Source organism: Sporosarcina sp. Y352 (assembly GCF_056786535.1).
Map to the genome: position 1 here is coordinate 126,625 of NZ_JBXCJE010000009.1, position 14,519 is coordinate 141,143.

The 14,519-nt window shown below is 36.6% G+C and carries 15 protein-coding genes and 1 pseudogene; 15 read left to right on the forward strand and 1 reads right to left on the reverse strand.

Features of this window, described 5'->3' with window-relative positions:
- Positions 1-49: 49 nt before the first annotated feature.
- From AC1TO6_RS15205 to AC1TO6_RS15240, 8 genes are all read left to right on the forward strand, one after another.
- Positions 50-1,426: a M28 family metallopeptidase gene (locus tag AC1TO6_RS15205; protein ID WP_482102484.1), complete on the forward strand. Its 1,377-nt coding sequence runs from the start codon at positions 50-52 to the stop codon at positions 1,424-1,426.
- Between the two features lie 57 nt (positions 1,427-1,483).
- Entirely contained in the window at positions 1,484-2,680 is a 1,197-nt protein-coding gene (locus AC1TO6_RS15210) for a M14 family zinc carboxypeptidase (RefSeq protein ID WP_482102466.1), read from the forward strand.
- A gap of 55 nt (positions 2,681-2,735) precedes the next feature.
- Positions 2,736-3,779 (forward strand): M14 family zinc carboxypeptidase, encoded by a 1,044-nt coding sequence (locus AC1TO6_RS15215; protein ID WP_482102467.1) that lies wholly within the window; start codon positions 2,736-2,738, stop codon positions 3,777-3,779.
- A 281-nt stretch (positions 3,780-4,060) separates the two neighbouring features.
- Positions 4,061-4,657, forward strand: a complete 597-nt coding sequence (locus AC1TO6_RS15220) for a class I SAM-dependent methyltransferase (RefSeq protein ID WP_482102468.1) — start codon at positions 4,061-4,063, stop codon at positions 4,655-4,657.
- Between the two features lie 297 nt (positions 4,658-4,954).
- On the forward strand, positions 4,955-5,521 hold the full coding sequence (locus AC1TO6_RS15225) for a DUF4256 domain-containing protein (RefSeq protein ID WP_482102469.1): 567 nt from the start codon (positions 4,955-4,957) through the stop codon (positions 5,519-5,521).
- A 156-nt stretch (positions 5,522-5,677) separates the two neighbouring features.
- The gene (locus AC1TO6_RS15230; protein WP_482102470.1) at positions 5,678-6,106 is read left to right on the forward strand and encodes a hypothetical protein; all 429 of its coding nucleotides are present in this window, start codon (positions 5,678-5,680) and stop codon (positions 6,104-6,106) included.
- Between the two features lie 186 nt (positions 6,107-6,292).
- Complete coding sequence (locus tag AC1TO6_RS15235; RefSeq protein ID WP_482102471.1) at positions 6,293-6,652, forward strand: hypothetical protein; 360 nt, start codon at positions 6,293-6,295, stop codon at positions 6,650-6,652.
- Between the two features lie 616 nt (positions 6,653-7,268).
- The gene (locus tag AC1TO6_RS15240) at positions 7,269-7,718 is read left to right on the forward strand and encodes a DinB family protein (RefSeq protein WP_482102472.1); all 450 of its coding nucleotides are present in this window, start codon (positions 7,269-7,271) and stop codon (positions 7,716-7,718) included.
- 783 nt (positions 7,719-8,501) lie between these two features.
- Here AC1TO6_RS15240 and AC1TO6_RS15245 read toward each other — a convergent pair.
- Positions 8,502-9,386, reverse strand: coding sequence for a DMT family transporter (locus AC1TO6_RS15245; protein ID WP_482102473.1), 885 nt, complete (start codon positions 9,384-9,386; stop codon positions 8,502-8,504).
- Positions 9,387-9,712: 326 nt separating this feature from the next.
- On the opposite strand from AC1TO6_RS15245, the gene AC1TO6_RS15250 reads away from it, so the two are divergent.
- From AC1TO6_RS15250 to AC1TO6_RS15280, 7 genes and pseudogenes are all read left to right on the forward strand, one after another.
- Positions 9,713-10,453 carry an alpha/beta hydrolase gene (locus AC1TO6_RS15250; protein WP_482102474.1) on the forward strand — a complete coding sequence of 247 codons (741 nt, stop codon included), beginning with the start codon at positions 9,713-9,715 and terminating at the stop codon, positions 10,451-10,453.
- Positions 10,454-10,559: 106 nt separating this feature from the next.
- Entirely contained in the window at positions 10,560-10,913 is a 354-nt protein-coding gene (locus tag AC1TO6_RS15255; RefSeq protein WP_482102475.1) for a glyoxalase superfamily protein, read from the forward strand.
- A gap of 221 nt (positions 10,914-11,134) precedes the next feature.
- Positions 11,135-11,608 carry an SMI1/KNR4 family protein gene (locus AC1TO6_RS15260; protein ID WP_482102476.1) on the forward strand — a complete coding sequence of 158 codons (474 nt, stop codon included), beginning with the start codon at positions 11,135-11,137 and terminating at the stop codon, positions 11,606-11,608.
- A 138-nt stretch (positions 11,609-11,746) separates the two neighbouring features.
- The gene (locus tag AC1TO6_RS15265) at positions 11,747-11,869 is read left to right on the forward strand and encodes a hypothetical protein (RefSeq protein ID WP_482102477.1); all 123 of its coding nucleotides are present in this window, start codon (positions 11,747-11,749) and stop codon (positions 11,867-11,869) included.
- 365 nt (positions 11,870-12,234) lie between these two features.
- Positions 12,235-12,930 carry a hypothetical protein gene (locus AC1TO6_RS15270; RefSeq protein ID WP_482102478.1) on the forward strand — a complete coding sequence of 232 codons (696 nt, stop codon included), beginning with the start codon at positions 12,235-12,237 and terminating at the stop codon, positions 12,928-12,930.
- 326 nt (positions 12,931-13,256) lie between these two features.
- A complete protein-coding gene (locus AC1TO6_RS15275) occupies positions 13,257-13,610 on the forward strand; it encodes a DUF3221 domain-containing protein (RefSeq protein WP_482102479.1) in 354 nt (117 codons plus the stop codon).
- 252 nt (positions 13,611-13,862) lie between these two features.
- Positions 13,863-14,378: pseudogene (locus AC1TO6_RS15280) on the forward strand (bclA protein); the annotation flags it as partial.
- Between the last annotated feature and the right edge of the window lie 141 nt (positions 14,379-14,519).

The following is a 14,519-nucleotide window of genomic DNA, read 5'->3' on the forward strand; positions in this document are numbered from 1 at the left end:
TCAAAGTAGAATGAAGAAAACATTACTAACGTTTACGCTAGCTGGAACAATGGTGCTAAGCTCATCACCGTTTGCATTAACGATTGCTGCACCTGTTGAACAAGTGCCGATTAGTTACACGATCGCTGGAGAAAATGGGGGATCTGGTGCCGCGCATGATAATAAAGTTGTAAAAAGGGTCGAAGCACAAAGAGCGGTTGAACATGTCAAATACTTGTCAGAAAAAATCGGTCCAAGACCCGGCGGACTAGAGGCTGAAAAACAAGCCGCCGATTATGTAGCGAATACATTAAAAAGCTATGGATATGAGATTGAGTATCAATATTTCCCTGTTGCGGATCAATTAATAGCGGACGTTTCGTTTGCCGATGGATCTTCATGGCAAATGGGAGCGGCCGCGAATGGCAAAGTAAGTGATGTGCCAGTGAATTCAGAAGTCATCTACGTCGAAGATGGAACAAAGGCAAGTGACTTTCCGGAAAATGCGACAGGGAAAGTGGTTTTATTGAAGCAAGCAAGTCCGACAGCTAACTACCGTTTGCAAGTTGAGAATGCAATCAATGCTGGAGCAGAGGGTGTCATTCTTCATAGTGTTGGTGGAAGTCGTGGAAACTATGGTTCGACATTTAATCCGAACCTGACAAAAGCAGTTGATATCCCAGTGTTCGGAGCAGCTTATATTCAGGGTGAATGGTTAAAAGAACGGTTGGCTAAAGAAACCGTCACGATTGGATTAACTGCAAAACGCCATTCGAACTTGCAATCTGTGAATGTAATTGGAACGAAAAAAGCGAAGAGTAAAAATGGAAATGGAAAAGAAGTGTTGTTAAGTGCACATATGGATAGTGTTGTTGGTGCACCTGGGGCCAATGATAACGCATCTGGCGTAGGCTTAATGCTTGAGTTAGCACGCGTTTACAAAGGATATAACACGGACAAGGATCTCAAGTTTATTGCCTTCGGATCAGAAGAACGGGGCTTGCTAGGGGCGAGGCATTATGTGGATCAATTAACCCCAGCTGAAAGAGCTAATATCGAAGTCGTCTTTAATCCGGATATGGTTGCAACAAAATACGAAGCGGCTACAAACCTTTACGCGATGACTGTAGATGGCAGTACGAATCTTGCAACTAACGCGACTGTAGCGGCGGGCGCTCGGTTAGGTAATTCTGATATTTTACCAGGGAAATTTGGATCTAGTGACCATGTTCCTTTCCATAATGCAGGTATTCCTGCAGCACTGTTTATTTGGATGGGGATCGATAGCTGGGACCCACTAGTTTACCATATTGAAAAAGTGTATCACACGCCACAAGATACAATAGCTGACAATATCTCCGTTGAACGTATGCAATCTGCTTTAGAAATTATCGGAGCGGGTGTGTTCGATGTCGTGCGCAAAGATGTACCGGGGTTGAATAGGTAAGTAGATTTATTGGCAGGAAAAGGTTCAGTGAAAATGACAAAGGGGAGTGTTTGTTTTATGAAGAAAAAAATCATGAGTACGGTTGGCATCTTGACGCTATGCGCAAGTCTCGCAATGCCTGCATATGCGGCGGAAAATCCGGACAATCAAGAATCGCATCATAACAATTCAATCTCGGGATTCACGGATTATGGTGAGATGCAAAAGACGCTTCAGCAAATTGAGAAATCGAGCAAGGGGAATGTCGTTGTAGAAGTCGTCGGTCAATCCAATAGAGGCCGGGATATTTACAAAGCGACCGTTGGGACAGGCAAGAAGGTTATCCTCATTGAGAGCGAAATTCATGGGAATGAAAAGACTGGGACTGAAGCGGTCCTCAATTTACTCAAATCAATAGGGTCAAGTAATTCACCTGAAGCAAAGAAGATTCGCGATGAAGTAACACTCGTCTTTCTACCGAAAATGAATCCTGATGCGTCAGAGATGGACAAAAGGCGGAACGATATGACTTGGGAAGAGATACTTGCTGACTTTCCACAGTTAAGTGAGGCAGCTCCTGCTTGGAACTATCTGGACCGTGGCATTAGCCAAATGTATGACTATAGTAAAAATCCTGGCTTTGACGTCAATCGAGACTTCAATCCGAATCTAAACTATGTCCCTCAAGCAAAAGACTTTCCAGGTAACTCTAGTTCACCAGGCTGGTTTATCACACCTGAAGCGCAAACCGTACGCGATGTATACAAATCGTTACAAGAGGAGTATGGAAAAGTAGATGTCTTCGTCGACCTGCATCATCAAGGGATGTATTATGTCGAAGGTACTGCCGATGAAGTGACATTATCCTTATCAGCGCAATTTGTTCCGGACCCGAATACTTCGGCGGGCGCAAAATATGCGCAGTATAAAGATGCATACAATTATGATTTCTCAAGACAGTTGAACCTTGCTGCCTATAATGAATTACAGTCCTACGGCAATTCGCCGTTCAAGAATATTACGCTTTATTCGCAGGGGCTGGACCTTCCTGGGACAGCACTTGGTACATTCGCTTTGAATGGCAGCGGCACTGTACTCTTTGAAGTAACTGGCCAAACACAAAATATGGGGCAAAAGAAAAAAGGACAACTCGTAAAAGCCGTTGAAAGAGGTCTGAGTGGTATTATTCACGCAGTTGCAGACGGATCAGTCGAAAATTTAAACCCTGATGACTACGAGAACATTCCATTGACTGCTTACAGGCCTACGAACTGAAGCGGGAAATTATCATCGTAAACAATACATTGTTAAAGAAAAGGGAGAGAAAAGAATGAAAAAATCAATACTCGCATTTTCACTTGCAGGAGCAATGGTACTAAGCGCATCCCCGTTTGCATCCCCTATTGCAGAAGCTGTAGGAAACGGGCCTAACTATGGCGGTAATGAAACAATAAATACATCCATCCTACACACGTATGACGAAATGGTGGATAGTCTCAAGAAGCAGGAAGCAAAACAAAAGGATATGAAACTTGAAGTGATTGGTCAAAGCGTGAAAGGAAGAGATTTGTATCTAGTTAAATACATGAAAAATCCCGAAAATCCAACGATTCTATTTCTTACGCAACAGCATGGGAATGAGCAGCTGACAACGGAAGGGACACTTGAGTTCATCAAACATCTCGGTACGGGCAAGATGAAAGGTGTCACTGACGGGGTTAATATATTAATTGTTCCAATGCTCAATGCAGACGGCGCAATGGGAGATGTCGATTTTTCCCTAGATGATTATATAGCTAGCGGAGGACGAAATTTAACCCGTTATAATGCGCTAGGGGTGGACTTGAACCGGGATCACGTAACGAAATTTCAACCTGAAACGAAAGCGCTTCATGACAATGTTATGCAGGCATATGATATTGACTATATGATTGATTTACACCACCAAGGCGCCCAAAGTGAGCGTGATGGAGAACTAGTGTCGGGCTCCATTCTTTACCCGACAACACCGAATGTCAATCCAGATGTATTACTGAAGTCAAAACAACTGGGTGCGGTTGTGTTTGATGCTGTCGATTCAACAGGCTGGGGACACCTAGGCAAATACAATGGAGGATCAGCTGAAACGATTAGCCGTAATGGAATCGCGGTTGAATATGGTATTTCTACGCTGCTGTTTGAGATGCGCGGCATGTCGGATCATTACAATGAGTCTGCCGTTCTAGGACAAAAAAGCAACGGTTACTTGATTAAGCAGACAATCACAACGCTTGATGCAACGGTGCGTGCGATAGCAGACCGTTCTATCGAAAACCAAGACATTCGTTTCTGGGAGACACTGGCTACACAGCAAACACGTTCTTCTGAAGAGTAAATAATGAGTAGGTCGTCACTTTCGGTAATTACGGCAATGCGTAGTATTAGAATAAATCCCCCTTCATGGTATTTTTGATTGGAGGGGGATCTTTTTGTTTCTTTTATGCACTGAATTTTATTACATAAAGCAAATAAAAGAAATGCAGCCATATCAACAAATGGTCGCTTTCCTCGTTTAATCCGTATTCAGAGCCTAGAGGGGGAATAGTCCCTTAAGGTTTTCATTTTTGCTATAATGATGGATAAGCTAAAATTATCTAATTAACAGAGGAGCGGCATATGGAAAACAACGTCTTTGAACAGATGGCAAAAAGATATGATACAGAGTTTAGAATTGAATTGGCTAAAGTTGTAGTGAAGGAAGTAAGACCAGTATTACGAAATAGTAAATCATTATCTTTAATCGACTATGGGAGTGGTACAGGGCTAGTTAGTTTGGAATTGTCAGATCTAGTAGATTCTGTATTATTGGTGGATTCATCAGAGCAAATGTTGGAAGTTGCGAAAGCTAAGATTGCGCACAAAGGCATTACCAATGCCAAAGTACTTCATTCAGATTTCACTCAAGAAACTACTGAACTAAAGGCAGACATCGTTTTAATGTCGCTCGTTCTTCTTCATATACCAGATACTCCAAAAATTTTGCAAGGCTTGTTCAACATTTTAAATAAGGGCGGCAAGCTCATTATTATTGATTTTGATAAAAACGATAAAATAAATCATCCGAAAGTCCATAACGGTTTTTCGCATGTAGAACTGAAAAAAGGATTAGCCGAAGTTGGATTTAAATCAATTGAAATGAAGACATTCCATCATGGAAATGAACTTTTCATGAATCAAGACGCGTCTATGTTCATATGCAGTAGTATAAAGTGATTTTGGTTTCTAAGTTCACACAAACTCTAAAAAAGAACCATTCATATCAAGGGTTTTGGTCTCGTTTATTCCTTGTTGATGTGACTGGTTCTTTGTTTATTTTTGGCTAGTTTGACTTTATGATGGAAAATAAAGGAGATCCATCGAGTTTGCTATTTTTAGTTGTCGAATGATAGAGGAATACGAATGAAAAATAACGAATACAGAACTATGCTCTTAATCAGCTTCCATGAAAATAAAACACCAAACTTGGTAAAAATAGCAGTAAGTAGTTAAAACAATAAGGGGGAAACGAATATGACAGAAGCAAATAAACAGTTGTCACAAGAACAACGTGAGGAACTCCTCGCAACATTGCAAACTCGTTTTGAGAAAAATAGGAACCGCCATGAAGGTGTTGAATGGGCTACAGTACAAGCTAAGCTCGAAGCGAATCCTGAAAAACTATGGTCTCTCAATGAAATGGAAGCAACTGAAGGGGAACCAGATGTTGTTGGCTTTGATGAAAAGACAGGCGAATACATTTTTTGTGATTGTTCCGTAGAAAGTCCTAAAGGTCGCAGAAGTGTTTGTTACGACCTTAAAGCACTCGAATCAAGGAAAAAACACAAACCAGAAAATAACGCTATGGATATGGCAAATGCCATGGGTATTGAAATTTTAACGGAAGAACAATATCGGGACCTGCAGAAAATGATGAATTTCGATATGAAAACATCGAGCTGGGTGCAAACACCTGCCAATATTAGAAATCTCGGCGGGGCTCTCTTTTGTGATCTTCGCTACGACACTGTCTTTCTATACCACAATGGAGCAGATTCCTACTATGCTGCAAGGGGCTTCCGTGGCTTGCTGAGGGTCTAAATCTAAGCTGAAATCGAAGATGGTTTTCATCAGAAGTAACAGATCCCTCTTCATTTATGCTTTTCAAGCTAACAAATATTACTGGAACAACAGTTACGCTTTTCATATAGTAAGTGAAGATGCTTTTTCACTAACGAGAAGAAATGAGGTGATTGTATGTTAGAAAAGCTTAGAAAAGTTAATATGAAAACAGCTGTAAATATGGGGATCTGTTTTTACTCTTTGACATTCTTAATACAATTTCTTATTATTAGCGGGATTATTCCATTTACGTGGGTAAATGGTGGAAGGTCAGAATCCTTAGCAACTCAACTGCCAATATCTATTTCCAATATTATTATTTCTATCATAGGATTGGTTTTCACGCTAATTGTTGGCGGAAATAAGATATACAAATACAAAAGAGCAATAACCGTTATGTGTTGGTTTTTTGTAGTACTTTGGTCTTTTGGATTTATACAACAATTGTTAGGAACACCTTTTGAAAAAATGGTTATGTCGTTAGTATTGCTTCTTGGTGTCATCTCAAATATGCGAATGGCGATCGAAAAGAGATCCGCAATAAAGACTATCATTAAAACATGAACCATAGGGACTTGTCGACAGAGTCTTTTTAAGTATAGATTGACTTTTTTAGTTCAACTAACGAAAGCGTTTCTACAATAAGTGGAGACGCTTTTTCACTAATGATGCAAGTTAGTTCTACAATAATAATATAGATTTATAGCAGATAGTGAAACATATATCCATATTAAGGGGAGGAACACTAAATTGAAACTGATTTGTAAATCCTGTAATTTAGAAGTTTCCAAACCAGTATCGGAGTTAAAAGACCTGAATTTATTGGATATGAATGTTGGTCACGGTTATATTCCTGAAGGTTTTTATGTAGTTGATGATGGAATAACTTACAAAGTAGGATTAAAAGGTTTTATCATAATAAACATTAAGGATCTAATCAATTCAAACTATCATTCGGATCAAAGCAGATTAAACGGTTGTTGCGGATTAGATGGTTGTGATGGTATGAATAGGAATTGCTTAAATAATCACGAAATCGGTACGGAACACTCTGATTGTTGGATGCCTCATTTCGTAGCCTTTAATCCAGAGTTAGTACAACTAATTTAACATATATATTTATTTTCTTTTTTCGCTAATGGTTGCTTCACTTCAAGAAGGAGTAAAGCCTTTTTTCTTATTGAACTAAAGAGGGAGGTTAGTTGAAGAGTGTTGTTTAACTTGAGTTCAAAGATCGGGCCAGATTGTTGAACAGAATTATAAAATAGATATGAAAGTGAGAGAGGATTTTTGAAACGAACAAAAATAATTGTAGCTATCATTTCTTTTTTTACTTGGATAATTGGGGTATTCTTTATTTTTAATATTTACAGCCGAAGTGAAAGACCAATATTCATTCTGATTCTTGGTGCAGCTATCATTGTTTTTCAAATTATTGTGTCTAGATATTTGAATAATAAAGAGAAACAATATTAGGCAAACTGGCGCGATTGTTTAATAAGCGTCTCTGTTCTTATTAAACTAACGGTTGCTTTAGTTGAATAACATGGGGTGCTTAGGCAGCTCTTTTTTTCTTATTGATCTAATGAAGCAATTTAGTTGAAGAGGAATCTTTTTAAATCTCTCGAACTAATGGGGTTATGTTGTGATATTATGTTTGGGGAATTATGATTTTTATAAGGGGAAATACTATTGGAAAATTCAATCATTGGCGGTGTGATTCTCATTGAAAACGATTCAAAAGATGTATGACCATTTAAATTGGGCTAACCAACGTATCCTTGAAACATTGCAAAGTATTGAAGGTGGAAATCAAGAGGCAAATCGTTTGTTTTCTCATATCCTGTTTGGAGAAAGAATTTGGATTGCCAGATTACAAGGAATGGACAGTTCACAATTGCCGGTCTGGGAAGACGTTGACATTGAAATCTGTGCAGAACTTGTAATGCTCAATGAAGTAAGTTTTAAAGAGTATCTCACTGACTTAGTAGAAGCTGATATAGATAATTTAATAATCTACACAAATACCAAAGGAACAGAGTTTAAGAATTCTTTACGGGATATTTTGACTCATGTAGCATTGCATGGTCAGTACCATCGAGGACAGATTAATTCACGGCTTCGAGCAGATGGTTTTGAACCAGTTAATATTGACTTTATTACATTTGTGAGATAAATGTATTCGAGGTAGCCTCGTTAGTGGAACCTAGTTTATGAAATGCGTCTAGCTTCCACTAACAAGTGCAAAGTAGGCATTTTTGCTCTTCAACAAAAGAGGAAATGAAGTTGGCAATACCAAGAAATTCACACTACCTAGACAGCAAGTTGTCGATCGACAGTCCTGATTCAACATAAACAAATTTCATTTTTTCTTTTTCTTTTTAGCGGCGAAAATTGCGATAAAGGTACCTGAGAAAACAGTAATCCACAAAAATAAATCCATTTTTCCAGCTCCATTCGTTAGTCTGAAAAGCCAATTATCTTTGACCAAGATGTATTTTTTCGAAGGGCAGATTGGAAATTATTTAGAGGAATATACTCACTAATATATTGCTAGGATTGATAGGAAAATACATATTAATGCTAAAGTAAATAAAATGAAGGAGTTTCTAAAATTTCTTCTCATTTTAATACCATAAGCACAAAAAAAGATAGCAGCGGCTAATTTGGAACTACTTTGAAAGTAAGCATTACTCGAGAAAAATGAACTACTAAAAATTACTGAAATGAGCAAAGTTGTCGAGATTAATATTCTAAACCACATAGGCTCGTATAGGAATTGTTTAAGCGCAAACTTTATCCGTTGCATAATTGTATAAATCCCTTCCGAGAAATTTTCTTGATTATATATATCGTATGTTTGTCGATGCGAATTAGCCATGATTTCGAGATTTTAGTCATGTAACATAATCGCTTTAAAATACAAAACAGTGTGAAGCATTTGCCTCACACTGTTTTGTTAAATTAATTTACCTTTTGACAATTTCATTGATTTCGTTTCACTAACAAATGTTGCACCTAAAAGCAATGCACCACCTAGCATTTGAATAAATGTCATTTGCTCTTGCAAGATAATAGCTGAAATTAGTAATGATGTGATTGGATCTGCGTAGCTTAGTGCAGCGATGCTTTGCCCTTTTAATTTCTGCATACCTGAGAAGAATAACAAGAATCCAATACCTGTATGTACAATCCCTATGATTAAAATAAATGGAATGGAGGAGCTCGATACTTCCAAAATTCCGAATCCCTCCGTAAAGAATACATACGGAATGAGAAGTATTGTCGCCGTTCCAAGTTGAAGTAATGTAGTTTCTAACCCATCCATGTTTTTGATAAATTTATTTAGTAGCATTAATGAAGCATATAAGACAGCTGCCATTAATCCATAACCAATCCCAATTAAGTCATCCAATCCAGACGTACTAACACCAACATTACCAACAATGAACAATATACCTAGCATGGCAACACCGATACAGATTATTTTCTTAGCTGATAATTTTTCCTTGAGGACAAGTGGTGAAAGAATCAGGGCAATCACAGGTGCAAAATAGTAACTTAATGTTGCGTTGGAAATGGTCGTATGTTTGAATGCTTGGAAAAAGAAAATCCAATTCCCCCCGAGTGCAATACTCGAAAGTATTAAAACTAAAGCATTTACTTTAACCAATGCCCATGAAATTTTCTTCTTCATCATGAACATGACTACCGTTAAAAATATACCGCCGATTAAACCACGTAATAAAGCGATCTCACTCGAAGATAAATCAATGTATCTTACAAATACACCAATAGTGCCGAAGAGTATCATTGATACTAAGAACTGAATTTTAGAGTTCATCGTCTACTCCTTCGATTCTGCGAAAGAGCTTATAGCTCGCAGATTCTTATTCTGTTATTAATGTAAGTTTATAGCTGGAGTAAACGGTGGTGACATTGATGTAAAAAATGGCATGATAATTCCCCCCGTTTCTGAATGAACTAATTATACTGAATAAAATCTTATTAGACTATCTGGTTGCTCTACTGAAACAACAATAATGCCTTTCTTATTCGCTAACAAGACAGTTTAATGAAGTAGCAGGTTTTTACTAGTAATTTATAGAAGTAGTTTATTGAACGAATAATTTTGCCGTTGCTAAAATTAAAAGTGAGGTATTAAAAATAATGATGAAAATAGTACCCCCTAAGTCTTTTTTCTATAAAGGTGGAGAGAAAGCTGTATTACTCTTACATTCATTTACAAGCAATACCACTGATATGAAAAAATTGGGGAAGTATTTACAAAAGGAAAATTACTCTTGTTATGCACCATTATACAGTGGACATGGTCTAACAGCAGAAGAACTTCTCACATATAGACCGTCAGATTGGTGGCAAGATGTACTAAACGGTTACCAGTTGTTAAAGGATGAAGGTTTTGAAAAAATAGCTGTGATTGGTCTCTCCCTTGGTGGTGTGTTTGCATTAAAAGTGGGTCAAGAGTTGGAGATAAATGGTGTTGTTACAATGTCAGTGCCTTTACATAGAGAAGCTACTTTTCTTCAAAAGCGTGTCTTTCATTATGCAAAAAGATACAAACAACTTGAAGGGAAAAATGAAGAACAAATAAATATAGAAATGAAACAGCTTCAAAATATGTCTATCGATTCATTAGTTGAGTTCCAACAGCTAATTGATAGTACGATGGATGAATTAACACTATTAAAATCACCAATTCGTATTATGTATGGTGAATTAGATGAACCATTGTACAAAGAGAGTGCAGAGGCAATTTTTCAAACCGTCGCGACGAATCAAAAAACAATGAAGGGGTATCCGAACTCTAAACATTTAATGACATTAGGCACGGACATTAACGATGTGAACAAGGATATTCTTACATTCTTAAATGATTTAACTTGGTAGTTTTAATGAATCTTCCACTAACAGTAGCTTTACTTCAAGAAGGAGTAACCGAATTTCATGATTAAATCACTTAACTAAAATATATGAAATAGGGGTGCTATATTACATGATTACACCTATCTTTCGAATTTTTGATATTGAAAAAGCCAACTCATTTTATATAAATTACTTAGGTTTTGAAATGGATTGGAAACACCAGTATTCGGAAAATATGCCTGTTTATTTTCAAGTATCCTTAAATGATGCAGTTTTGCATCTTTCTGAACATCATGGTGATTCCTCTCCAGGTAGTACAATTCGAATTAAAATAAATGACTTAGAAAATTTCCATTCTTCATTATCGAAAAAGGAATATTCATACTCCAAACCAGCTATTGAAAAAACACCCTGGGATACTATTGAATTAACAGTTATCGACCCTTTCTCAAACAGAATTATATTTTACGAAGAAATTAAGTAACAGAACCAATTTAGGGGCCAATCTTTTTATCGACTTTGTGAAAGTATGTACTTATAGTAACTGGCAGGTTAGTTCAAGAAGGAACTTTTAAGTCTGTGGTTATTATTGTTCAATTTTTCCAAACGAAAAGAGCCGAATAAAAGTCACTGATTTTAAAGTTGCATGTAAACATGTGTGCATACACATTGAATTAAGTGAACTCTTTATGGGGGTAGTAAATTATGATGGATAATGAAATTACTTTGGAAGCCAGAAGACTGATCGATAGACTTAAGATGAAATATCCTGATTTTGTTGGTAAAACAGCAAGCGAAAGTGACATTGAAAAATTAGAAAATGAATTGAAGATAAAGTTACCAAATTGGTATATCGAACTTTATACAACCGTTCCTTTAATTGACACGGAGTTTGGGGTCCAAGAGGATGAGCCAGATGAGGAATATGAAGGAATTTCTTATATGATATGTGGTGGTGTTAACGACATAATTGAAGAAAGTACTGAATTTGAACCTGGAATATCTGCATTAAAAGACGGATACGTTTTTCTAGCTAGTTGCTCTCATGGTAGCGGCGATCCTATATTTGTCAAACTAAATTCAGACGAGACAAAAATTTATCGTATATATCACGATGATCTTACTAAAGCTCAACTAGTAGAAAACCTTGCATCTTTGTTTAAAAATGCAATAGTCTAACAAAATAGATACCTGCTCAACTATTCAATGAAACCTTGTTGAACTAATGGGCAGGTTAGTTGAAGAGTGTTGTTTAACTTGTATTCAACAATCGGACCAGATAAATGAATAGCACATTATGTCGGGAGGGTTTTATTTATGGAGCAAGCGGCTGTGGGAATTGCATTGATAGCCTTAATATTTGTTTTAGACACGCAATCTAAAATTAAAAAACTAGAAAAGCGTGTAAAAGAATTTGAAAATAAATCAGAGCAAAATTAAATGTTTCAATAATAATCGTGCGCGATTGTTAAACAAGCGTCTCTGTTCTTATTAAACTAACGGGGCAGGTTAGTCGAACAAGAACTTCGGAAAACGATTATTGTAATCAGCTATATCTATTAATAGATGTATAAAAGAAAAAGGATTTTAGAGAAAGGGCCGTAGGGGGAATGAAAGTGATGGGAAGTCTTATATGGTCATTGGGTGAATATAGTCACAGTATTGTTCTTTGTTTTTATTTCACAAAAAATCGGTATAGACTTTGTTTGTGATATTATGAAACTTTTTCCAAATAAAAACGACTACTGTATTTAGTAATGGTTTTATTATAACTGGTACAAATAAATTAAGATGGGATTGATTTTATGAAAAAGTCTTTGGTACTGGCTTTTTCTTTGACTGCATTTTTCTTATTTGGACTAAGTACAGTTGAAGCAAGTTCTTTACAGCAAGAAAATTTATCTAAGTTCGATGCTATTTTAAAAAATCACAATTTGACAAGCGAAGAATTTAGAGATTTGGGTAGCCGTTATTTCAACGAAAAAGATGAGTTAGTTGTTCAATTTAAAAAGAATCCTGCAGCTAAAATTACTTCAAGTTTGTATACTGATTTTGCTGATGAAAAGAATATAATTGTTGAAAATGTCCGATTTTCTGAGGTCGAACTCTTTACAATTCAAGATAATTTTTTTGGAAAGACTAAGCATTTGAATCTATCAAAGTATACTAAAATTGCCCTAAATGAAGAAAATAATGGACTTAAATTACAGACACCTGTTCTTACTGACGAACAAAAAGAACAAATTTTAGAACTATACAACGAGTATGGAGAAGGATTCATAGAGTTTGATATCGACTCAAAACATGAATTTATAGCAATAGCCCTCTCGAAAGCTCCAAGCACTACTGCTATAGAACCAAATCTTAGTAATGCTTTATCAACACAAACAAGATTCTCTGATTTTAGTGAACTAGGTGCTGGGATAGGGCTTAAACTTCCTATCGGTAATTACTGTACCATCGGTGGTAAAAGTCTGGCACCAATACGGATCGAACAGTAAGAACTGTGACTAACACAGCAGAGCCTGGATACAATATCTTTTGAAAATCAATCCTTTTAAAACAGTAGTGACAGGATATTTACATAAAGATATTAAAAATTAGCTTTATGACCTTGTTCAACTAACGTGGTGCTTTAGTTCAACAACAGGGGCTTCTTAGGGAGCTCTTTTTTCTTATTGAACCAGTTTAGTTGTATAGCGATACCATATATTTGGAACACAAAGCAGAGGGTGCAAATGATAAAATGAAGGAGATAATTGAGTTGAAATATAGCGTTAGGCAATAATCATATAATTAGGGTTTAAATAAATTGGGGTGAAAATAAATGAAAAGATTTTTTTTATTAGTATTATTATTAGCATTTACAGTTTCAATCATTTGGTTTTTCAATCAAAGTATTAGTGAAGGATATGTTGTATCAACTTCTGATTCAAATGTTTGGGTAATTGATGTTAATGAAGCTGAGATTGAAGGGAAAACAAAAGAAGAAATAATCACTATATTAGAGACCAAAGCTTCTGAATCAAAGGGGTCGTTTTATGATGTTCCCTTTATCAATAGTATCTTGAATACGAAATTTGAAAAGGGGCAAAAAGTTAAAATCTACTGGACTGGGGGTGTCCAGCTATCTGCACCAGGTCAAGTTGAAGATACTATATTTATAATTCAAACCAAATAATTATTTACAAAAAATAGCTAGACGATTCTCCAAAGTTTTACTAACGGGGCAGGTTTGTTCAATAAGAACCTGAGTAGGCTTTAATCCAATCTCATATTTCTTAAAAACATATTCTATAAGAAATGATGGGGTGAAATTATGTGCAAAGAAAAGAAAATTACTAGAATAAAACCTAACGGATGTTGTCCGCCGCTTAAGTACACAGCACTTAATAGTTGTTGTCTTCCTCCTCCAGACTCCCCTTGTTTGAGTCTTTGTGACTGTTGTGTTTCTCCAATGCAGTCCGTCTTACAACAACTCGTTGGGCAAACTGTAATTCTTAGCACGATTGCAGATGCACCAAATGTACCTCCACTCTTTTTCTTATTCAATATTGTTGAAGTGAATGATTTTTTAGTAACTGTCACAGGTGCAGCGGGAACCTTTGTGGTAAATATTTCTGATGTAACAGGGGTAGGATTTTTACCACCAGGACCTACAATCAACTTGTTGCCACCTGTTAATTCTGGGTGCGATTGTGATTGTCGTGAACGACCAATTAGATAATTGCTAGATACACTAATCGGTTCTACAGTAAGTCTTTTAGCAATTAATGGTTCTATTGCAGTAGATTTTAACGTGGAACAAACAGGTCTTGGCATAGTGTTAGGTACTTTATCAATAGACCCTGGTAATCCTGATTCAATCGCAAGATTTGCAATTTCAACTTGCAAAATTACGGCTGTAGGGCAGACGACTGGAATAAGTAATGATGTTGAGAACAACTAGTTAGTGAGAAGGTAGTAACTAATTTCTTATTAAGCTAACGGGTGCTTTAGTTGGTGCGAAACGTTCCTGATTCAAATGAAATGTGGTCACACAATTTCGGTAAAGGTCAGGCAGTTTCAGGTTTCTGGAAATTGAAGGGTT

Coding starts and splice junctions, on each gene's coding strand:
- AC1TO6_RS15205 (WP_482102484.1), top strand. CDS start 50: ATGGTGCTAAGCTCATCACCGTTTGCATTAACGATTGCTGCACCTGTT.
- AC1TO6_RS15210 (WP_482102466.1), top strand. CDS start 1,484: ATGAAGAAAAAAATCATGAGTACGGTTGGCATCTTGACGCTATGCGCA.
- AC1TO6_RS15215 (WP_482102467.1), top strand. CDS start 2,736: ATGAAAAAATCAATACTCGCATTTTCACTTGCAGGAGCAATGGTACTA.
- AC1TO6_RS15220 (WP_482102468.1), top strand. CDS start 4,061: ATGGAAAACAACGTCTTTGAACAGATGGCAAAAAGATATGATACAGAG.
- AC1TO6_RS15225 (WP_482102469.1), top strand. CDS start 4,955: ATGACAGAAGCAAATAAACAGTTGTCACAAGAACAACGTGAGGAACTC.
- AC1TO6_RS15230 (WP_482102470.1), top strand. CDS start 5,678: ATGTTAGAAAAGCTTAGAAAAGTTAATATGAAAACAGCTGTAAATATG.
- AC1TO6_RS15245 (WP_482102473.1), bottom strand. CDS start 9,386: ATGAACTCTAAAATTCAGTTCTTAGTATCAATGATACTCTTCGGCACT.
- AC1TO6_RS15250 (WP_482102474.1), top strand. CDS start 9,713: ATGATGAAAATAGTACCCCCTAAGTCTTTTTTCTATAAAGGTGGAGAG.
- AC1TO6_RS15255 (WP_482102475.1), top strand. CDS start 10,560: ATGATTACACCTATCTTTCGAATTTTTGATATTGAAAAAGCCAACTCA.
- AC1TO6_RS15260 (WP_482102476.1), top strand. CDS start 11,135: ATGATGGATAATGAAATTACTTTGGAAGCCAGAAGACTGATCGATAGA.
- AC1TO6_RS15265 (WP_482102477.1), top strand. CDS start 11,747: ATGGAGCAAGCGGCTGTGGGAATTGCATTGATAGCCTTAATATTTGTT.
- AC1TO6_RS15270 (WP_482102478.1), top strand. CDS start 12,235: ATGAAAAAGTCTTTGGTACTGGCTTTTTCTTTGACTGCATTTTTCTTA.
- AC1TO6_RS15275 (WP_482102479.1), top strand. CDS start 13,257: ATGAAAAGATTTTTTTTATTAGTATTATTATTAGCATTTACAGTTTCA.